This window comes from Dysgonomonas sp. BGC7, assembly GCF_001261735.1.
In the GTDB taxonomy this organism is placed as follows: Bacteria; Bacteroidota; Bacteroidia; order Bacteroidales; family Dysgonomonadaceae; genus Dysgonomonas.
The window spans coordinates 243,924-264,458 of the sequence record NZ_CVRP01000006.1; the positions used below are offsets into that span (position 1 = coordinate 243,924).

The 20,535-nt window shown below is 37.7% G+C and carries 19 protein-coding genes; 12 read left to right on the plus strand and 7 right to left on the minus strand.

The genetic code is table 11. The annotated features are described in order from the left end of the window. The first annotated feature begins 126 nt into the window (after nucleotides 1-126). The 4 genes from BGC7_RS04855 to BGC7_RS04870 are packed head-to-tail and all read left to right on the plus strand — an operon-like array spanning nucleotide 127 to nucleotide 4,996. A complete protein-coding gene (locus BGC7_RS04855) occupies nucleotides 127-1,794 on the plus strand; it encodes a formate--tetrahydrofolate ligase (RefSeq protein ID WP_050700431.1) in 1,668 nt (555 codons plus the stop codon). Between the two features lie 10 nt (nucleotides 1,795-1,804). Next, on the plus strand, nucleotides 1,805-2,659 hold the full coding sequence (locus BGC7_RS04860) for an N-acetylmuramoyl-L-alanine amidase-like domain-containing protein (protein ID WP_082206475.1): 855 nt from the start codon (nucleotides 1,805-1,807) through the stop codon (nucleotides 2,657-2,659). Nucleotides 2,660-2,665: 6 nt separating this feature from the next. Next, nucleotides 2,666-3,553, plus strand: a complete 888-nt coding sequence (locus BGC7_RS04865; RefSeq protein ID WP_199318938.1) for a CPBP family intramembrane glutamic endopeptidase — start codon at nucleotides 2,666-2,668, stop codon at nucleotides 3,551-3,553. 30 nt (nucleotides 3,554-3,583) lie between these two features. Further along, nucleotides 3,584-4,996, plus strand: a complete 1,413-nt coding sequence (locus BGC7_RS04870) for an undecaprenyl-phosphate glucose phosphotransferase (protein ID WP_050700504.1) — start codon at nucleotides 3,584-3,586, stop codon at nucleotides 4,994-4,996. A 7-nt stretch (nucleotides 4,997-5,003) separates the two neighbouring features. Here the strand turns inward: BGC7_RS04870 and mltG are convergent, their stop codons facing one another. Both mltG and BGC7_RS04880 read right to left on the minus strand, forming a co-directional pair. Next, nucleotides 5,004-6,023, minus strand: a complete 1,020-nt coding sequence (mltG, locus tag BGC7_RS04875) for an endolytic transglycosylase MltG (RefSeq protein ID WP_050700433.1) — start codon at nucleotides 6,021-6,023, stop codon at nucleotides 5,004-5,006. Nucleotides 6,024-6,036: 13 nt separating this feature from the next. Next, complete coding sequence (locus tag BGC7_RS04880; protein ID WP_050700434.1) at nucleotides 6,037-7,257, minus strand: S-adenosylmethionine:tRNA ribosyltransferase-isomerase; 1,221 nt, start codon at nucleotides 7,255-7,257, stop codon at nucleotides 6,037-6,039. 85 nt (nucleotides 7,258-7,342) lie between these two features. Here BGC7_RS04880 and BGC7_RS04885 point away from each other — a divergent pair, with 85 nt between their 5' ends. Genes BGC7_RS04885 through BGC7_RS04895 form a run of 3 tightly spaced genes read left to right on the plus strand, consistent with a single transcriptional unit; the run spans nucleotide 7,343 to nucleotide 9,334 of the window. Beyond that, nucleotides 7,343-8,389: a DUF2027 domain-containing protein gene (locus BGC7_RS04885; protein ID WP_050700435.1), complete on the plus strand. Its 1,047-nt coding sequence runs from the start codon at nucleotides 7,343-7,345 to the stop codon at nucleotides 8,387-8,389. Between the two features lie 32 nt (nucleotides 8,390-8,421). Then, a complete protein-coding gene (locus tag BGC7_RS04890) occupies nucleotides 8,422-9,009 on the plus strand; it encodes an LEA type 2 family protein (RefSeq protein WP_050700436.1) in 588 nt (195 codons plus the stop codon). A gap of 49 nt (nucleotides 9,010-9,058) precedes the next feature. Next, nucleotides 9,059-9,334, plus strand: a complete 276-nt coding sequence (locus BGC7_RS04895) for a GNAT family N-acetyltransferase (protein ID WP_050700437.1) — start codon at nucleotides 9,059-9,061, stop codon at nucleotides 9,332-9,334. 80 nt (nucleotides 9,335-9,414) lie between these two features. On the opposite strand, the gene BGC7_RS04900 is transcribed toward BGC7_RS04895, so the two are convergent. Beyond that, a complete protein-coding gene (locus tag BGC7_RS04900) occupies nucleotides 9,415-9,609 on the minus strand; it encodes a CDGSH iron-sulfur domain-containing protein (RefSeq protein WP_050700438.1) in 195 nt (64 codons plus the stop codon). A gap of 242 nt (nucleotides 9,610-9,851) precedes the next feature. Here BGC7_RS04900 and rpsO point away from each other — a divergent pair, with 242 nt between their 5' ends. The 3 genes from rpsO to BGC7_RS04915 all read left to right on the plus strand — a co-directional run bounded on the left by rpsO (nucleotide 9,852) and on the right by BGC7_RS04915 (nucleotide 11,699). After that, nucleotides 9,852-10,121, plus strand: coding sequence for a 30S ribosomal protein S15 (gene rpsO, locus BGC7_RS04905; protein WP_050700439.1), 270 nt, complete (start codon nucleotides 9,852-9,854; stop codon nucleotides 10,119-10,121). An 81-nt stretch (nucleotides 10,122-10,202) separates the two neighbouring features. Beyond that, entirely contained in the window at nucleotides 10,203-10,979 is a 777-nt protein-coding gene (gene argB, locus BGC7_RS04910) for an acetylglutamate kinase (protein WP_050700440.1), read from the plus strand. A gap of 111 nt (nucleotides 10,980-11,090) precedes the next feature. Next, nucleotides 11,091-11,699, plus strand: a complete 609-nt coding sequence (locus tag BGC7_RS04915; RefSeq protein ID WP_050700441.1) for an outer membrane beta-barrel protein — start codon at nucleotides 11,091-11,093, stop codon at nucleotides 11,697-11,699. A gap of 68 nt (nucleotides 11,700-11,767) precedes the next feature. On the opposite strand, the gene BGC7_RS04920 is transcribed toward BGC7_RS04915, so the two are convergent. Further along, nucleotides 11,768-13,663, minus strand: coding sequence for an amidophosphoribosyltransferase (locus BGC7_RS04920; protein WP_050700442.1), 1,896 nt, complete (start codon nucleotides 13,661-13,663; stop codon nucleotides 11,768-11,770). Nucleotides 13,664-13,956: 293 nt separating this feature from the next. Between BGC7_RS04920 and BGC7_RS04925 the strand changes: the two genes are divergently transcribed. After that, nucleotides 13,957-15,561, plus strand: a complete 1,605-nt coding sequence (locus BGC7_RS04925; protein WP_050700443.1) for a fibrobacter succinogenes major paralogous domain-containing protein — start codon at nucleotides 13,957-13,959, stop codon at nucleotides 15,559-15,561. Between the two features lie 89 nt (nucleotides 15,562-15,650). Here the strand turns inward: BGC7_RS04925 and BGC7_RS04930 are convergent, their stop codons facing one another. The 3 genes from BGC7_RS04930 to BGC7_RS04940 are packed head-to-tail and all read right to left on the minus strand — an operon-like array spanning nucleotide 15,651 to nucleotide 18,994. After that, nucleotides 15,651-17,390, minus strand: a complete 1,740-nt coding sequence (locus tag BGC7_RS04930; protein WP_050700444.1) for a DNA polymerase III subunit gamma/tau — start codon at nucleotides 17,388-17,390, stop codon at nucleotides 15,651-15,653. 28 nt (nucleotides 17,391-17,418) lie between these two features. Continuing rightward, nucleotides 17,419-17,793, minus strand: coding sequence for a DUF3127 domain-containing protein (locus BGC7_RS04935; RefSeq protein WP_050700445.1), 375 nt, complete (start codon nucleotides 17,791-17,793; stop codon nucleotides 17,419-17,421). 55 nt (nucleotides 17,794-17,848) lie between these two features. Then, nucleotides 17,849-18,994: an AI-2E family transporter gene (locus BGC7_RS04940; RefSeq protein ID WP_050700446.1), complete on the minus strand. Its 1,146-nt coding sequence runs from the start codon at nucleotides 18,992-18,994 to the stop codon at nucleotides 17,849-17,851. An 85-nt stretch (nucleotides 18,995-19,079) separates the two neighbouring features. Between BGC7_RS04940 and dacB the strand changes: the two genes are divergently transcribed. Further along, nucleotides 19,080-20,522, plus strand: coding sequence for a D-alanyl-D-alanine carboxypeptidase/D-alanyl-D-alanine endopeptidase (gene dacB, locus BGC7_RS04945; RefSeq protein ID WP_050700447.1), 1,443 nt, complete (start codon nucleotides 19,080-19,082; stop codon nucleotides 20,520-20,522). The last annotated feature ends 13 nt before the right edge of the window (nucleotides 20,523-20,535 follow it).

A 20,535-nucleotide genomic window follows, 5' to 3' on the forward strand; every position in this document is an offset into this window, starting at 1 on the left:
TGAAAGCCATATCCTCTGAAAGGATATGGCTTTCTGCTTTTCTTTATTTCGGAAGAAGGTTAATCTGAATTGTATTATAAAAATTTATACCTTTGTGTTCCTTAAAACAAAATCTGATAATAAAAAATGAAAACAGATATAGAAATAGCCCGTGAGACGAAATTGACACCCATTTCGAAAATAGCCGGAAAGATAGGTATTGATAATGATGATGTACATCATTACGGCAAGTATATTGGGAAAATTCCACTTTCGTTTATCAATGAAGATAAAGCAGATAAAAATAATCTGATATTGGTTACTGCAATAACTCCTACCAAAGCCGGTATAGGCAAAACTACAACCTCGATAGGGCTTGCTCTGGGATTAAGTAAAATAGGAAAAAATACGATTGTGGCTTTGCGCGAACCGTCATTGGGCCCTTGCTTTGGGATGAAGGGAGGAGCTGCCGGAGGCGGATATGCACAAGTGTTGCCTATGGAAGATATAAACCTACACTTTACAGGAGACTTTCATGCCATCACATCGGCTCATAATATGATAACAGCTTTGTTGGATAACTATATATACAGAAGTCGTGGAACAGATAAATCGTTGAAAGAGGTAGTATGGAAACGGGTATTAGATGTAAACGACAGAAGTCTTCGGTATATTGTTTCGGGGCTGCATGGCTCTGCAAACGGAATTCCTGCTGAAAGTGGATTTGAAATTACCCCAGCCTCAGAAATAATGGCTATACTATGTCTGTCCAAAGATATAGATGACCTGAAAAGGCGTATAAATAAAATAATACTGGGTTATACAGTTGATAGCACTCCCTTTACAGTCAAAGATATTGGTATTGCCGGTGCAATAACAGTATTGCTGAAAGATGCTATAAATCCCAATCTGGTACAAACAACAGAAAATACTCCGGCGATAATTCACGGAGGTCCTTTTGCCAACATAGCTCATGGATGTAACTCTATTATAGCTACAAAGATGGCTATGTCTCATTCCGACTATGTTATTACAGAGGCTGGATTTGGAGCTGATCTTGGAGCTGAAAAGTTTTTCAATATTAAGTGTCGGAAAGCAGGCATAGCACCAAAACTTACTGTTATAGTGGTTACTACACAGGCTCTTAAGATGCACGGAAATGTAGCAATCGAGGATATCAAGAAAAAGAATATAGAAGGGCTTAAGTCGGGTTTTACCAATCTGGATAAGCACATCGACAATATGAAATCTTTCGGGCAAAGTGTTGTGGTTGCCTTAAACAGATATGGGTTCGATACTGACGATGAGATTGCTCTTATAAAGGAACATTGTGTGGCTAGAGGTGTCGCCTTTGCCGAGAATGAATCTTTTGCCAAAGGCGGAGATGGTGCTATTGAATTAGCGGAAGCTGTCGTTGATATGATAGAAAAGAATCCTTCTTCTTCTCTGAGTTTTACGTATAGCGATGAAGATGGAATAGAGAAAAAAATAGAGAAAGTAGCAAAGCAAATATATGGAGCACAAGCTGTTTCTTTGAGCGATCAGGCAAAAAAGAAGCTGAAACAAATAAAGGATTTGCAAATAGAGTCTTATCCTATATGTATTGCAAAGACCCAGTATTCTTTCTCCGACAATGCCCATGTTTATGGAGTTGCTAAAGATTTTACTCTTACTATCAATGATATAGTAATCAACAATGGAGCCGAATTTATAGTAGCTATTGCAGGAAGTATAATGCGAATGCCCGGATTGCCGGCAGAGCCACAGGCCAAACATATAGATATTGTAGACGGAATTATTGAAGGATTGAGTTGATAAAGAAAATATGAGCATCAGACTGTTTGTTATATGGATATCTCTGCTAATGTTCCCTTCGTTGAGAGCAGAAGCACAAGATGTTTTGTATAATGAAGAGGATGTCGTTATATATAATAACTTTATAAAAGAATTTAAAGGACAGGAAAACAAGCCCATTGATGAGCTTCTTATACAAACAGCCCGATATTTTCTTAGTAAACCTTATAAAAGTTCGACATTAGAAGCTTCTGATGAAGAGAGGCTTGTTATCAATCTTCAAGAATTTGACTGCACTACATTTGTCGAAACTTGTATAGCTCTTTCCAATACCTTAAAATCAGGGAATTATTCTTTTGAAAACTACTGTTCTCAGTTGAAGTCAATCCGCTATCGAAATGGGCTGATTGATGGCTATACATCACGGTTGCATTATGCGAATGACTGGATATATGAAAATAGTAAAAAAGGTTTGTTTGAAAATATTAGTCTAACTATTGGTGGAAAAGCTATTTATAAGCCACTCAACTTTATGTCTGCACATCCTGCTTCTTATAAACAGTTGAGTAATAGTCCCGATAATATTTCGAAAATAAAGAAACAAGAGGAGTTAATTAACGAAAGAAAGTCTTACGAAGTAATAGATATACCGACAATAGCTAGCCGTCAGACAAATATTAAGAATGGTGATATTGTTTTATTTGCCACTTCCGTTCCCGGCTTAGATTACTCTCATATGGGAATTGCTTACAGAAAAGGAGGAGTACTTCACTTTATCCATGCTTCGAGCAAATATAAACAAGTAGTAATAGAGCCTGAAAGCTTGTCGGATTACTGCAAGGGTTCAAAAAAGTGTACGGGGATATCTGTTGTGCGACTAAAATAGATCGAGATGAGTATAAAAGGAGCGTTATATAATATGGGAGGTTGGTCTCAGCTGTTCTTTTTCTTTTTTCTAACTTTTACCGGCTATATTTTAGCTGCCCTTATTGTTATAATGTGTTTCCATATAATCGGAATAGATAAGTCTCCGATGGGTATAAGAGTAACTATGCTTATTCAGTCGGTTTGTTTGTTCCTTATTCCTGCTCTGTTCTTTTCTTATCTGAGTCAGGAAAAGGGCAAAAAGTATTTATCAACAGATGCAAAACCGAATTTTCAAATACTTATCTTGTCCATTGCTCTTATTTTTACAATACAGCCGTTCATCTCTTTTGTCTCGTACTACAATCAGCAACTGGTTTTGCCCGAATCACTCTCTGCAATAGAGAGCTGGATGAGATCGACAGAACAAAGTGCCTATAAAACATTTGACACTCTTTTTGTCGATAAATCAATTGCAGGACTTATCTTCAATATTCTCATTATTGCGATAATGGCGGGAATTGCAGAAGAAATTTTCTTTAGAGGATGCTTGCAACAGATCATACAAAAGACTGTTGGTAATCTGCATTTAGCTGTATGGATAACAGCAATAATCTTTAGTATAGTTCATTTTCAGTTTTATGGGTTTGTACCACGTGTATTACTTGGTGCTTTGTTAGGCTATTTATTTGTATGGAGTAGAAGTATATGGGTGCCGATTGTAGTCCATATTGTGAATAACGGGATAGGTGTTATTTCTGCATATCTCTATTATGGTACTGAAAGATATAAGGAACTCTCCGATTTCGATTTAGGGAAGGATGTCTGGTTACTTTTATTTACTCTTATCTTATCGGGACTAATGATAAATCTTATCTTCAAAAAATATAGAAAGAGTATCGAGTCTACTTATTAGTATTATCTTTGTCTTTATTTTTATATGGCTATGGACGAAACAGAAAAAAAAGGAGGATATGCGTATCTTATCGACTGGATTATACGCATAGGTGATTTGTGCCTTATTAATTTCTTTTTCCTTGTAGTTTATCTTGTGTTTAAGGATACTGATACTTTCAGTCACAGTCTGCACTACAGAGAGAAAATGATTGCGTTTCTCTTAATCAATCTATGCTATTTTATAGTCTCTTCATTTATTCAATTTCATATTTCTTTTAATATAGCTTATCTTGAAAAGATAGTACAGCGTTCGAGCTATTTCATAATGTCATATGCTCTATTGCTTACTGCCGGATCATCCGTCTTTAATATTGTAAACATACGTGTAGTTCCATGGTTGATTGGTGTTTTCGTTTTGTGCACATTATTTATAGGCTGGCATATCCTTTTCCGTATATTGCTGAAATCTTATCGGCGGAGAGGGTATAATTATCGTCAGGTGATTATTGTTGGTGGAGGATCTAACGGAATAAAAGTGTATGAGGCGCTTATTTTTAGCGATTTTGGCTATAAAGTTATGGGCTTCTTTGATGATAATCTCGACAAAGCAGATAATATGCCTAATTATCTGGGTTCTACCGATGGAATTCAGTCGTATGTAAAAAGTCGAAAAATAGATGAAATATTTTGTACTGTATCAGCCAATCAGGAGGATTTGATATACGAATTGGTTCGCTTTTCGGAAAAAAATATGATTCGGTTCCACTTGGTTCCCGAGTTTCATAAATATATAAAAAGAAGATTCTCATTGCATTTTGTAGAGTCAATACCAATGCTTAGCTTACGTTACGAACCTCTTCAGCACTTTATGAACAGGTTTGTTAAACGAAGCTTTGATTTAGTTTTCTCCGGTTTAGTATTAGTTACTGTATTTCCTGCTGTTTATCTTATTTGCGGATTCCTTATCAAACGATCTTCTCCCGGCCCTATTTTGTTCAGGCAGAAACGAACAGGGATAAAAGGTAAAGAATTCTATTGCTATAAATTCCGGTCTATGCGTCTGAATAAAGAAGCTAATTCGAAGCAGGCTGTCGAAGGAGATCCCCGTGTTACAAGAATTGGGAATTTTATGAGAAGGACAAGTATTGATGAGATTCCCCAGTTTATAAATGTTTTGAAGAACGATATGTCGGTGGTAGGGCCTCGACCTCATATGTCTCAGCATACAGAGCTTTATTCGTCTATCATAGATAAGTTTATGGTTCGTCACCTTGTTAAGCCGGGTATTACGGGCTGGGCTCAGGTGTCAGGGTGCAGAGGTGAAACCAAAACTGTAGATGAGATGGAAGAACGTGTAAAAAGAGATGTATGGTATTTAGAAAACTGGACTTTTTTCCTCGATCTTAAAATAATATATCTAACTATTTATAATGCTATAAAAGGAGAAAAGAAAGCATATTGATTTTCTTTTAAAAAATACCTCTTGCAGTCAAAGCTCTCCTGTATTTTGCTGCATTTGCCTGATGTTCTGCATATGTTTTAGCAAAGTCGTGATAACCTGAAAAGTCAGCTTTAGCACACATATAGAAGTAATCGTGTTTCTTATAATTTAAAACAGCTTCAAGACCTTTGATAGAAGGGATTCGTATCGGTCCGGGAGGCAGTCCTGTATGTATATAAGTATTGTATGGAGAATTCACTTCCAGATGCTTATTCAATATTCTGCGTAAGTCAAAATCACCTACAGCAAACTTTACTGTAGGATCTGCCTGAAGCGCCTGTCCTATATGTAGTCTGTTGATATATAAGCCTGCTACCATAGGGTATTCGTCGCTGAAAGTACACTCTTCTTCCACGATAGAGGCTAGTGTGGAGACTTCGATAAGAGTTAGTCCTATTGCTTCTGCTTGCTTCGTTCTGTCGGCATTCCAGAATTTGGTGTATTCTTTTTTCATCTTCTGCAGAAAGCTGTCTATACTTATATCCCAATAAAACTCATACGTATTGGGTATAAACATAGCGGTGATAGTTCGGCTGTCAAAGCCTAGTTCACTGCACTTATTATCATTATCCAATACTCTGAGCAGATCATCTTCCGTCATCATCAATTGGTTGCTTATTCGTATAGCAAAGTCTTCTTTGGTTCTGATGTTGTTGAATTTTAGCTTTACCGGACTTTGATGTCCGCTTCTAAGGTCTAATATGAGATCTTTAATATTCATATCCGGTGTGACAGCATAACGTCCGGTTTTTAAATTTCCCGGATAGTTGAGAAGAGATGCCAATTTATTAAAATTAGCAATATTTTCTACTTTTGCACTATCTCTTACTTGGTTGATTAAATTATCGTAGCTTTTTGTTTGGTCTATATAAATATAGGTAGTCTTGTTTATATTGAATTTTGTGGATAAAATGCTGTACCCATAAACGCCCAAAGCAACGACAACAACGGCTAAAGTTATAACAATATATAGAATGGTCTTTTTCATATTTGATTTTAGTTTATTTCAATAGTAAAGAGCTGTCTCCATAACTGAGGAAACGATAATTATTGCCAAGAGCATGACTGTATATTTCTTTCCAGCGATCATCTCCAAGAAAAGCAGAGATAAGAAGCAACAGTGTACTTTGAGGTTGGTGAAAATTCGTTACTATTCCATCCACCAATTTGAAATTATAACCCGGTGCTATTATGATTTGTGTATCTGCTATCAGGGTGTTTTGTTGCTTTTCTTCCAGATAATTGAGTATATTCTTAAGGGCTACTTTTACTCCTATTACATTGTTTTCCGCTTTGTAAGGTGTCCATTGTTCTACTCTCAATTCTTGTTCCTGCCCTTTTTCTAACAGTACACCAATGTAGTATAAGCTCTCTAACGTGCGCACTGAGGTTGTTCCTACCGCAATAATCTTGCCTTGATGAGCATATAGTTCTTCAAGAAACTCTCTTCTTACCGAGATAAGTTCCGAATGCATGGTGTGATTCTTGATAAGTTCACTCTTTACAGGGCGAAACGTTCCGGCTCCTACATGCAGAGTAACTTCTGCGGTTTTTACTCCTTTGTTTCTCAGGCTATCGAATACTTCAGGAGTGAAATGTAGGCCTGCTGTGGGAGCGGCCACAGAGCCTTCTATTTTCGAATATACAGTCTGGTATGTTTGTTTGTCTTCTTCTTCTGTCTCTCTGTTCAGATAAGGAGGAATGGGCAACTCTCCCATTACTTCCAACAGATCGGAGAAAGTATAGTTCGGGTTATTCCATTCAAATTCCACAATGTGAGTATCTCCATTCGCCCCTATTCGTTCAGCACTGATTAATATATCTTGTCCTTCTATATTAATCGTTTTAGATAAAGTTCCTTCTTTCCATTTTTTCAGATTGCCCACAAGGCATATCCACGAACAATGGTTTGTTTGCTGAAAGTTGAGTAGGTAGTCGTGCGGAGTATGAGGTTCGAGACAAAAAATCTCGATCAGGGCTCCTGTCGGTTTGCGAAAGTGCAGACGGGCTTGTATAACTTTTGTGTTATTAAAGACCATCATACTTCCTTCGGCGATATAGTGTGATATGTTGTAAAACGTATCGTCTGTTATTTCCTGTTCCCTGTACACAAGAAGCTTCGAGGTGTCTCTTTTAGGCAATGGATATTTTGCAATCCGGCTGTCGGGAAGGTCGTAATTGTAATTTTCGATGCGTATTTCCTGAGGAGTTGATATTTCCACTTTTTCTTTTTTTATCCGACAAAAATAAGCAACTTTGTGTGAATAAAAAAGCCGATTAAGGCTTTGGAAAGAATTATTAAGACTTATGAAAATAGGAGATAAAGTCCGTTTTCTGAATACAACAGGAGGCGGTATAGTCAGAGGGTTTCAGGGAAAAGATATTGTGCTTGTCGAAGATGAAGAAGGCTTTGATATCCCTGTCCTTATTCGCGAAACAGTAGTTATAGAGCCTGCAAAAGACATACAGGTACGTCAGACAACAAATCCGGGTAATACTATTCCGGAGAGAGTTGCTCGGGTTGAAGAAAAGCCTGATGAGGAGTACAAAATAGAAGAAACTAAAGAGGGAGAAGCCCTCTCTGTATATTTAGCTTACTTGCCTGTCGATCTGAAAAGCCTGAGTACAACAGCTATCGAATGTTATCTGGTGAATGACAGTAATTATTTTCTTTCGTATAATTACATGAGCCGTTCCGAAGAAGGATGGGCTAGTCGCAACATTGGTGTTATAGAACCAAATACAAAACTTTTTATAGAAGAATTCGAAAAAACAGATCTAAATGATTTAGAGCGCGTATGCTTACAATTTTTTGCTTATAAAAAAGGAAAAGCTTTTTCTATAAAGAATACTTATTCGGTAGAAGTGCGTATAGATATTGTGAAATTTTACAAATTGCACAGTTTCAAAGAGAATGACTTTTTCGAAGACGAAGCTATTGTATATCCGATAGTTCGCAAAGATGTGGCCGAAAAAGAGCTTTTTGTCAGTGGAGAAGAAATAGAACAGGCCATGCAGCAAAAGGAAAATAAGCGTCCAAGAATACAGCCGATACAAAAGAAAGAAAAACCATCTGTCTTGGAAATAGATTTGCACATTGACGAGCTTCTTGACAACACAAACGGATTGTCTGCGGCAGATATACTCGAATATCAGATCAGGAAATTTAAAGACACAATGGACGAAAACAGACAAAAGAAAGGGCAGAAAATTGTTTTCATACATGGTAAAGGTGATGGAGTCCTGAAAAATGCTATTCTGAAAGAGTTAAAGATAACATATAAGTCTGCTTATTACCAGGATGCTTCTTTTCGTGAATATGGCTATGGAGCAACAATGGTTACAATAAAATAACATATAAAAACTACACTAAATTTGTAAATGAAATGAAAAAAAGAATTCTTGCATTATTACTACTGATTACGGTCTTAGTTAGCTGCGATAGCTTGCAAAAAGGCTTGTCGAGTACCTATAATATGATTAACTGCGAGTATAGCTACAAGTCTATTTCGGGGATGACTGTATCGGGCATCAATTTGTCTAATGGTTTGTCGCTTACATCTATCCCTAAAGTCACATCCATCTTATCGGGATCTGCAACCTCTATTCCTCTCAATTTTACACTCAATCTGAATGTGAAAAATCCGAATCAGTCAGAAGCAATGCTACATGGATTACAATATATTCTTAGTATCGACGATGTACAATTTACTACCGGTTCTATCAATCAGTCTTTGAATATAGCTGCCGGACAAACTCAGACACTGCCTCTTACTATTGGGGTCGATTTAGCTTCGTTGATGAAAAACAATTCGAAAAGTGCAGTTACTGAAATAGCAAAAAATTTCTTGGGTATAGGTTCTAAGAAATCGAATGTGTCTCTTCAGCTTAAACCTTCGTTTATGATAGGAAATACTCCTATAGCATCGCCTGTCTATATTCCGGTGAGCTTTAGCTTTGGAGGAGGAAACTAATATTTATACTTATTTGTTATATTCTTATAACAAGTAAAATGATATAATTATGGAATATAATATCTTGCATAATGAGGCTGCCAGTCGTTTCGAAGTAGTAGTAGAGGGGTTACTCTCTTTGGTAGACTATAAAGAGGTGAATGATACTTTTGTTGTTACACATACAGAAGTTCCTAAAGAGTTGGAAGGTAGAGGTATTGCTGCTGCTTTAACTAAGGTTTTGTTGGATTTTGTTCGGGCAAGCGGAAAAAAGGTTCGTCCTGTATGTCCCTATACTAAAGCCTATCTACAACGGCATCCTGAATATGAAGATATTTTAGTTTAACATATAAATGTTTGATTAATAATACATGGAGGTGTCTCAAATTTGAGGCACCTCTTTTGCTTTTTCATACTATAGCTCTTTTAGCCTTTAAACCCAATCTTAGCATGCGATCCATCGCAGTATGGCTTGTTGTTAGAGGCTCCGCATCGGCAAAGATGGGGGTTTTCTTTAATAACACTTGTGCCATCGGCTAAAATTAATTCTACAGTTCCTTCTACGAGTAGAGGGGCATTGGGAATCACTTTGATCTTTAGTAAAGAATCTTTCTTTTCCATAATGATAGTTTTTTATGCTATCCCAAATCAGGTATCAGTTGTTTATGTATTTCTACACAACAATCGACAGAATAATAAGATGATAGTTTTTAGTTTATAAATCACCACAAGTTACTAAATAAAACAGATAATTTAACATAAAATCAAAAAAGAATTAGTGTAAAAACTATTGCTAAATATTTGTCTGTCACAAAATAAGTTTTACCTTTGCACCTCGATTAATTAAACTTAAACAATAAGTTATGTATTTAGATTCAGCTAAAAAGCAAGAACTCTTCGCTAAATACGGAAAGTCTAACACTGACACTGGCTCACCTGAAGCTCAGATATCATTGTTTTCATACCGTATTTCGCATTTGACTGAACACTTGAAGTCAAATAAGAAGGACTATAACACAGAGAGATCTCTAAGACGTCTTGTTGGTAAACGTCGTCGTTTACTTGATTATTTGATAGCTAATGATATTGAAAGATATCGTGCTATAATCAAAGAATTGGGTATCAGAAAGTAATCTTCTGTGCGAAAAATTTACGAGAGATTGTTTCTTTATTAGAAGCAATCTCTTTTTCTTTGCTAATATTTAAGTAACGATATGGAAAAATTAACTATTATAAAAGTAGGCGGCAAGATCGTTGAAGAAAGCGAATCTCTCAGACAGTTGTTGCACGATTTCACAAAAATAGAAGGAAAGAAACTGCTTGTGCATGGTGGAGGGCGTTCGGCAACCAAGCTGGCGGAGCGTTTGGGAATTGAAAGCCACATGGTAAACGGACGACGCATAACAGACAAACAGACTCTCGAAGTAGTTACTATGGTTTATGGTGGACTTGTGAATAAGAATATTGTAGCCGGATTGCAAGCGGAAGGTGTCGATGCGCTTGGCCTGACAGGTGCAGATATGAATATTATCCGCTCCGAAAAGCGTCCTGTTGCAGATATAGACTACGGATATGTGGGTGATGTGAAAGAAGTGAACGCGCAAGCTCTTGTTTCTCTCATATCGCAGGGAATAGTTCCTATTCTGGCCCCGTTAACACATGACAAACAAGGAAATATCCTAAATACGAATGCAGATACTATAGCCGGAGAAACAGCAAAGGCATTGGCAAGTCATTTTGAAGTGACTCTTATATTCTGTTTCGAGAAAAAAGGAGTCCTTATGAACGAAGAGGACGATAATAGTGTGATTGCCCGGTTGGATAGAAAAAGATTCGAAGATCTTGTAAAAGAGGGCGTTATAAAAGGAGGTATGATTCCTAAGCTGGAGAATTCTTTTAAGTCTTTGAGTGCTGGAGTAAAGAGAGTTATAATAACAAATGCCTCAGAAATAATGGGCGATAGCGGAACTGTTATTACCGAGTCTATTTAGTTTTTTGTTACAAAAAGTGAATATTATAAAACTTTGTATATCTTTGTACCCGAATTGAAACAAACATAAAAACGAATTCAAACTATTTAATCACTTAATTTTTCACAAACTATGAGAAAATTATTTTTAGTAGGGGCATTAGCTCTATCTACTCTATTTGTTAGTGCTCAAGACGGTCTTCAAGGAAAATGGTTCGTTGGGGGACAATTGGGATTCGGAAGTAGTAAAGATAATAAAACAGCTCTTGAAACGAAAACAACAAGTTTTAATGTTGTGCCTATGGTTGGAACATTCATCTCTCCATCTGTAGCTGTTGGTGCCGGATTAGGATATACTTCTTCTAAAGTCAAAGTTGCTGGAGAACAGACTCGCAAGACAAATGGATTTGAAATAGCTCCGTTTGCCAGAAAATACTGGAACATTGCAGGAGGCTTGTATTTCTTTGGTGAAGCAGCACTACCTGTATCTTTTGGAAGTACAGAAGGGGCTAATAGCGACAGTAAGTCAAATTCGACTGCAATTAATATTGCTCTGGCTCCGGGATTTGACTATATTATCAATGACTGGATCTCTATCGAGACTAAGTTCAATATTTTAACTGCAGGATATAACAGTGACAAACCAAAAGGAGGAACAAGAAGTGATTCTTTCGGTTTTAATGGAAATACTCACCAAAACGAATTTGGCGATTTGACTATTGGTGTTAAATTCTTATTTTAATCGCTAAGCGTATAAAATAGAAAAGAGGCTGAATTTCAGCCTCTTTTTTTATTTCTATTCCTCCTTTATCAGCGATAAGATCTCTTGTTTACACCTTCTATATAATTAAGGAATGCTGTATTTACCATGCGGTTGCCTCCCGGGGTAGGATAGTTGCCTGAAAAATACCAGTCCCCTTTATGATTTGGAGTTGCTTTGTGTAGATTCTCTATACTTTGAAATACGAGTTCTATTTTAGCTTTAGTCCCTTTCGGTGTTAACATCTCCGCCATTTTTGCAGAAATTTCTTCGTCCGTAAAGGGAGCATATATTTCTTTTACGTAATTTACTATTTCTTCCTTAGGCTTGTCTTTCTGAGCTAGTGATTTGCGATATACTTCATCGATTATCGATTGCATTTTTCTTTCCTTCAAAAGTTCTATCGCCGCTCTGAATGCAGCAAACTCTCCCATACGTGACATGTCTATGCCATAACAGTCTGGATACCGTATTTGAGGAGAAGAAGACACTATCACTATTTTCTTAGGGTGTATTCTGTCTAGTATCTTGATTATGCTCTGCTTCAATGTGGTTCCACGTACAATGCTGTCGTCTATAACTACCAGATTATCCTTTTCCGGATTTATGGATTGGTATGTAACATCATAGACGTGGGCAGCTAAGTCGTCCCGATTGTTATCCTGTGCTATAAATGTACGTAGCTTTATATCTTTAATTACCACTTTTTCTGTACGTACCTTCATCGACAAGATTCTGTTCAGTTCTTCTTCTGTCAAAGAATGCCCTTTCTCGGTTATTTTGCGAATTTTGACATCATTCATATATTCATTTAAAGACTCGGACATACCAAAGAAGGCAACCTCTGCGGTATTAGGGATAAATGAAAAGACAGAATGTTGTATATCAGAATCAATAGCCTTCAGTATCTGAGGGAGCAATAGTTTTCCTAATTGTTTACGTTCTCTGTATATATCGGCATCAGATCCTCGCGAAAAATATATTCTTTCGAAAGAGCAAGGAGTAACATTTTTGGGCTCTTGTATTTGCGAGAACATAACTGTACCATCTTTTTTTACAATAATGGCTTGTCCCGGATTCAATTCTTTTACATTGTCTACATCAAGACCCAGAGCTGTTTGTATAACAGGGCGTTCTGATGCAACCACAACAATTTCATCGTCATTGTAATAAAAAGCAGGACGTATTCCCCACGGATCCCGAAACACAAAACCGTCGCCACAGCCGATCAAACCTCCGATAGTGAAACCTCCGTCCCAGTTTTCACTGGCTTTGTTGAGCATAAAGTGAATATCCAGATTCTTTTCTATTAGATCGTTCAAGTCGTTTCCTTTTGCTCCTGTTTTGCTTAATTTGTCAAATTGATACTGAACTTCTCTATCAAGGTGATGTCCAAGAGATTCGAGCAGAACGAATGTATCTGCATAATCGCGTGGGTGCTGCCCCTGAGCCAACAGATCATTGAACAATTCGTCAACATTGGTCATGTTGAAGTTGCCTGCTAAAGCCAGATTTCGTGAGCGCCAGTTGTTGCGGCGCATAAATGGATGTACATAAGAAATTCCGCTTTTTCCTGTGGTGCTGTAGCGTAGATGACCTAAAAACAGTTCTCCGGCGAAAGGTAAATATTGGTTTGCATATTCAGCGTCATTGAATTGTTCTGGAGATACTTTTTCGTAGTTTTTATAAACATTCGAGAAGATCTCGGATATCGCTCCCGAGCCTGTAGCTCTCTCTCTGAAAATAAACTCGCTACCCGGAGGTGAATCTAATTTTACGACAGCTAATCCCGCGCCTTCTTGCCCGCGATTGTGCTGTTTCTCCATTAGTAAGTATAGCTTATTTAATCCGTACTGCCATGTTCCATACTTTTTTTGATAGTACTCGAGGGGCTTTAGTAAGCGTATCATTACGATACCGCATTCATGCTTTAAAGGCTCTGTCATATAGAAAATCTCCTATTGGGAATGGTTCTTTCTTAAGGGTACAAAGATAACATGATTTTTGGAGCAATCCTACAATATATCTTGAACAAAAAGTGTATAATCTAATATATTTTTAAAATAAAATTAGAGGTTTAACTCGTAAATATTAGGTTATTAAATAAAAATAAGTAAATTTGCAACTTGAGATTGAGACAAATTTTTTTACGAAGACAAATTTAAACGAGGACAAATTTAATAAAGAGACCTTTTTTATAGAATAGAACTATAACACAACTAATAGAATCATACTTCTTATGAAACTAAATTTTATTTGCTTTAAAGCAACGCTTGTTGTTTTAACTCTTCTGACTAATCTAAATGTAAATGCGCAAGTAACTATCGGCTCCGGATTTCCTGCAAAGTCAGGCAGTATTCTTGATTTAAAAGAAAATGACAATCCTGGTGTAAACTCTACTAAAGGTTTATTATGTTCGCGAGTTCGCCTCGAAGGTCTTACCACCTTAGAGCCATGTATTCCGTCTTCTGAATTTGTGGCAGGAGATGAAACTACACATATCGGACTTGTTGTGTATAATATGAGGGATGATTTAAGTATTGGTCTATGTCCGGGATTGCATGTCTGGGATGGAGCTACATGGGTAAGATTGCCCGAACCATGTCAACCAGCCCCTATTGACCCGGATTTGATAAATACACCAAACTGTTATATTGTTGCTCCTGGTGCGGCTTCTGAAGAAATACCAGTAGGTAAGCCCTATTTGGTATGGGAGCAACGTTCCGATCTTGAGAAACTGAGCAGAGCGGATAAGGTTTCGTTAGATCTTATTTGGCAGGATGTTTCAGGATTGATAAGCGGAGTAGAACTTGTAGATGGAGATCAAGGTCCGTTTTCAAAAATTAAGGTAACAGCTAATAATCTTACAGGGAATGCTTTGGTTGCTGTACGAATAGGACCGAATGGAAATAACACTGACCCTATACGATGGTCGTGGCATATATGGGTGACAAGTTATGACCCTAATAACGGTGGAACGACATATACAACCAATAATGGAGAGAAGACGTATGTGTTTATGGATCGTAATATAGGGGCAACGACCGTTAATACGACCGATGCTAATTCTATGGGGATGACCTATCAATGGGGAAGGAAAGATCCTTTTCCTGCTAATAAATATTTTGGTACTGGTCCTGATTTCAGAGATTTATATAATAGTAGCAACACTATTATAACAGAGGTGGATGAGTTAAACACTGAAACTGTAGGGACTGGAATTCAACATATGCAAGTCGCAGACTTGAAAAACTTAGGAAAGTCTATTCTTAATCCTGTTATATATTACTATGCTCAAAAAGATGATACTGATACAAGTAATGACAGATCAGACTGGTTTACAACAGACGAAACAGGAGCATCGAGTGATAGTGATTTGTGGGGTGGCATTAGTGGTACAAAGTCTCCTTTTGACCCATGTCCGGCAGGATGGAAAGTTCCGCAAATGAGTAGTGAAACTAAATCGCCATGGGATAAATATGAAAATGGAGGTGGATGGGATCCGGAATATACTATGGGTAGTACAGGTGTTACTATGGGGGGAACTATGATGGGAACACAGCCCAGTTTAGGTTTCTACCCTTATGGGTTTCCTCGTTTTCCAAGACCTATCGTGAGCTGTGTTACTGTTGGATGTGCTGGCCAGAATTATGTAGGAGGTGCATTTGTCGGTAGCTATGTTGTTAATTCTGAAAGAGGTGCTTATTGGACAGCAACATCTAGTGCAAATAATCTGGCTGCAAAGACATCAGGGATTGTTGGTGCTGGCAGTCCTATGCCTAGTTTCACAAATATGGATTTTGCAAAATCAGGTGGTGCATATGTGCGATGTGTAAAAGAATAAATTGATATAAACAGAAAGATAAAGCGGCAACTAAACTTAGTTTAGTTGCCGCTTTATTTATTATTGTAGTATATTTTATTTTATCATACTTATGACAGTTCCAGCCCGAACTCGTCTTTCAGTTTTCGTAAGCTCTCATTTTCTTCCATCATCAAGTTGAATTTTTCGGCTGGGGTAAATGCCAGCTTTTTCTCATTGTCCTCGCTTATTCTCAGCTTCATGTCGATAGAAGAGTTTTTAAGTTTGGCTCTCAATGTATTCAGAATATTCATTTTATATTCTAATAGGCGTTGAGCCTGTATTGCATTGTTTACCACAACCTCAAATACGGTGTTTTCTATCAGATCGGGCAGACAGTTGAGCATTGTGTTCTTTAAGTGATGTTCTTCCACCAAAGATTCGGTATATGCTTTCCACTCATTGATAAGCTGTAAAGGTGTAAATTTCTCTTTTAGAACGTTAGTAACAATATTCGCATTCTCTTCATCCTCTTTTTCTTGCTTCTGATTGAGAGAGGCTATTGATATGCCTAGACCTCCCATAGTAGAAGGTGTATTCATTGGCTTATCGCTCTTTGGAGTCGTGGGAGCAATCGGTCTTTTTATTTCTACTGTCTTTGGGCGCGCGGTTGCAGGCTGTGTAGCATCTTTTACTGTTGCTTGCTGAGTGCTCTCCTGCTTAGTGAATATGGGAGCAATTACCTGCTTTTTTTTTTGATCTTCCGATCCTGCTTGAGGGGAAGATAATTGACATAGTCTTATTATTGTGAGATCGGAGAGTAGACGCTTGTTTCGGCTGAGCCTATAGTTGAGGTCACTCTCGTTGACTATATCAATGGCTTTGTACAGGAACTCATTACTACACTTCTTAGCTGTTTCTATATACCTTTGTCGAATAGATGCTCCTACTTCAAACATCTCTGCTGTTTTCGGGTCTTTGCATAAAAGCAGATCTCGGAAATGGGATGCGATACCTGTTATAATATTGTTTCCATCAAAACCCTTACTTAATATCTCATTGAGGATGAGCAATCCGTCTATTACATTATTTATAAGAATTGCATCCGTCAACTTGAAATAATACTCGTAGTCCAGCACATTCAGGTTTTCTATTACCGCCTTATAGGTCACATTCCCTCCTGTAAAGCTTACTACCTGATCGAAGATGGATAATGCGTCACGCATACCCCCATCAGCCTTCTGTGCTAAAACGTTAAGAGCTTCGGGCTCTGTCTTTACATTTTCCTGAGACGCAACGTATTGCAAATGCTCTACCGTGTCTTTTATTGTTATTCGGCTAAAATCATATATCTGACAGCGTGAGAGTATGGTAGGCAATATTTTGTGCTTCTCTGTTGTTGCCAGTATAAATATAGCGTGATGAGGAGGTTCTTCCAATGTTTTTAGAAAAGCATTGAAGGCTGCCTGTGATAGCATATGAACCTCATCTATAATATAGACCTTGTATTTTCCTATCTGTGGAGGTATACGTACCTGCTCTATCAGAGAGCGTATGTCATCTACCGAGTTGTTAGAGGCCGCATCCAACTCGTGAATATTGAAAGATCGCTGTTCGTTGAAAGCGACACAAGACTCACATTGGTTGCATGCCTCTCCTTCCGATGTTGGAGAAAGACAGTTTATAGTTTTAGCAAAAATACGGGCACAAGTGGTCTTGCCTACTCCTCGAGGACCACAAAACAGATATGCATGTGCCAGTTTGCCTGAAGCAATTGCATTCTTTAGCGTTGTAGTCAACGCCCTCTGTCCAACAACCGAGTTAAAAGTTGTAGGACGGTATTTACGAGCTGAAACTATATAATTATTCATTTTTTATCTATATGCTTAGGGCTTCTTACTAGAAAGGAAGATCGTCGCCGTCATCGCTGCTGCTAAAGTCTACCGGAGCGGCAGGCGGAGCCTGTGTGTTTGAAGACCCGTATGCAGGAGGAGGAACAGGTGCTCCGGATCCAGCCGGATCAACTTTCCATGCTCTAAGGTCTGTGTACCAGTTGCCATTGTATTCGCGACTTTCAATATCGAAAGATACATCAAGCAGATTGCCTATCTGAAGAACAGACTCATTTATTTTATCTCCCCACAAAGTAACGCATACTTTCTTTGGGTACATTCCATCTGTTTCGAGTATAATACTTTGTTTTCTCCACTCTCCGTTTTTTCCCATACCTGTTTGTACAGGCATTACTTGAATCAATTTAGCTGTTAATTGCATTTATTTTATAAGTTTTATATTTCAAAAAAGAAACGTAAAGGTACAAAAAAAATGATTAATTTCTGTCTTCCTTAAAAGGTATATCTCTCTGAAGAGCTTCCGCTGCCTGTAGTTTTTCGGCAGATGCTATGAACTCTTTGTAATAGGATAGTAAAAGTGTGGTTAGCGGTATAGCTATTATCATACCCACAATACCAAGCAATGAACCCCATACCGACAATGAAAGTAATATAATAGCCGGATTCAATCCCATTGCTTTCCCCATGATTCGGGGAACAAGGAACAAATCCATTATACACTGTACTATAACATAAACCAGAGCTACAAGTCCTATCATTACCCAAAAACTGTCATCGGTTTGTGAAGCTCTCAGCCAACAAAGTAAAATAGCCGGTGGAAAGGTTATAACTTGCAGATAAGGTACCATGTGTACCAATCCCACTATAATGCCAAACATAATAGCCAACGGCAATCCTATTATCTGAAATCCGGCAGCATATAAGCATGCAAGAATCAGACAGATGAATGCCTGATGCCTGAAGTATTTGTTCATACTGCTTTCTACATCCAGTGTAATGCGTCCGACTATCGACCTGTATTTGGGAGGTATAAGAAAACGCCAAAGTTCATTTATCTTATCATAATCCAACAAGATGAATATAATGTATAATAGTATAATGAACACTACTGTGAGACCAAACAAAAAAGAAATTGTATTGGAAAAAAGAGTCTCTACAGCCGGACTGAGATATTGTACCAATTCTACTATATTGTCTTTGGATAAGCTGTTTTGTATTTCCTTGTAATCTATATAACGGGATATAATATCTGCAACATTTACTGGTATTCCCCGACTATTACTCACCGATGTGAGGTCGTAGGTAGCTATCAGATCGTTTATCTGCCAGATCTCATTTTCGATGAGTGGTACCAGAATAAAACCCAGCAATGTTATTACTCCCACAACAGACAATAAGGTCAGGATTACAGCAAGCGAATGAGCTAGTCTTAACTTTCTCTGAAAAAAACGAACTATCGGATTCAGCATATAGGCAATCAGCCATGCAATAAGAAACGGCAATAAGACATCTTTCAGTAGATATAAGAAGTAGAGAGATCCACCAATAGCCAATACACTTATAAGCAAGCGTATGGTTCTATCAAAAGTAAATGGCTTTTCGAAGGGTTGTCCTTTTGACATGTTAATTCGATTGTTTTATTAATTTGGCATATCTTTACAAAGATATTTTATTTTTTTTGATTAATTGAGACATTTTTCTTCCACAATGAAAACAAATATTTTCTATTCATTAATATTCTTTCTGTTAGTACCTTACCTATTGAGTGCACAGTCTAAAGAAACCGCAATAAATACTTTCATAAATAACCCTCAACTGAAACATGCGTCGATAGGTATTTGTGTAAAAGATTTGTCGGGAAAGGCGATAGTCGCTTACAATGCTGATAAATCATACACTCCTGCCTCGGTACTAAAAGTTGTGACTACTGCCACTGCACTTGAGATATTGGGAGAAGACTACAGGTATAAAACCAATCTGGGCGAAGAAGACAGCAAGGAAAACCATATAATTGTGCATGGTTATGGAGATCCTACGTTGGGTACAGAGCATCTAAACAATACTCCTACCGAATTTTTATCGCAATGGGTGCAAAAAATTAAATCATATGCCGACACAACAAAGCCTGTAGACATCACAGTGATAGACGATTATTTCGGTTACGAAGGTATATCTCAGCGATGGATATATCAGGATATGGGAAACTATTATGCTGCTGCTACATATGGGATAAGTATTTTTGACAACACGTACAATCTTTATTTTAATACTATGAGACGGGATACATGTCCTGTAATTGTGAGGTCTGAACCCGAGATAAATCTGTCTTTTCATAATACTATGACTCTGAATACTACCGGACGAGACAACGGGTATATACATGGCGAACCGTTATCTGTTAACAGATTGCTCACCGGAAATATTCCCGCAGGCCGAACGAACTTTAGAATAAAAGGAGATATCCCGAATCCCGGGCTCTATTTAGGTGAAATGCTGGCCGAACGACTGAGCGATATTGGATTCACCATAAACAAAGTAGAAACATCATACGAAAGGTACAATAAAGAAATGTATACTCATAATCGGACGAATATTCAGGAAAATGTTTTTTATACCCGCCTTTCGTATCCCCTCAAGGATATTGTGAGAGAAACAAATGTGCGAAGCAATAATCATTACGCCGAGCATCTTATCAGAACTATTGGGCGAGCCCGAAATGCAGACATTTATATATCTCCGTTAGATGAAGGAGTAGAAAAAGTAAAAGAATTTTGGAAAACGGAAGGGCTTGATACCAATTCTCTTTCTATGTTCGATGGTAGCGGGCTGGCGCCATCTAATGCAGTTAGTCCTTTGTTTATGTGTGATTTGTTGGTGTATATGCAAACTAAAAGTAAATATAAAGAGACTTTTCTTCATTCGCTTCCGCAAGCAGGAAAGGAAGGTACTGTTCTGAACAGGCTGAAAGGAACCCGACTTGTTGGAAAGGTTTACATGAAAAGCGGGAGCATCTATGGCGTGCAATGTTTTTCGGGGTATTACATAAATGGAGAAAAAAGATATGCTTTTACAGTAATGGTAAATAAATTTACAGGACCACGAAGCCAAGTTATAAAGGCGATAGATAAGTTGCTGTTATCTCTGTTTTAAATTATTACCATAA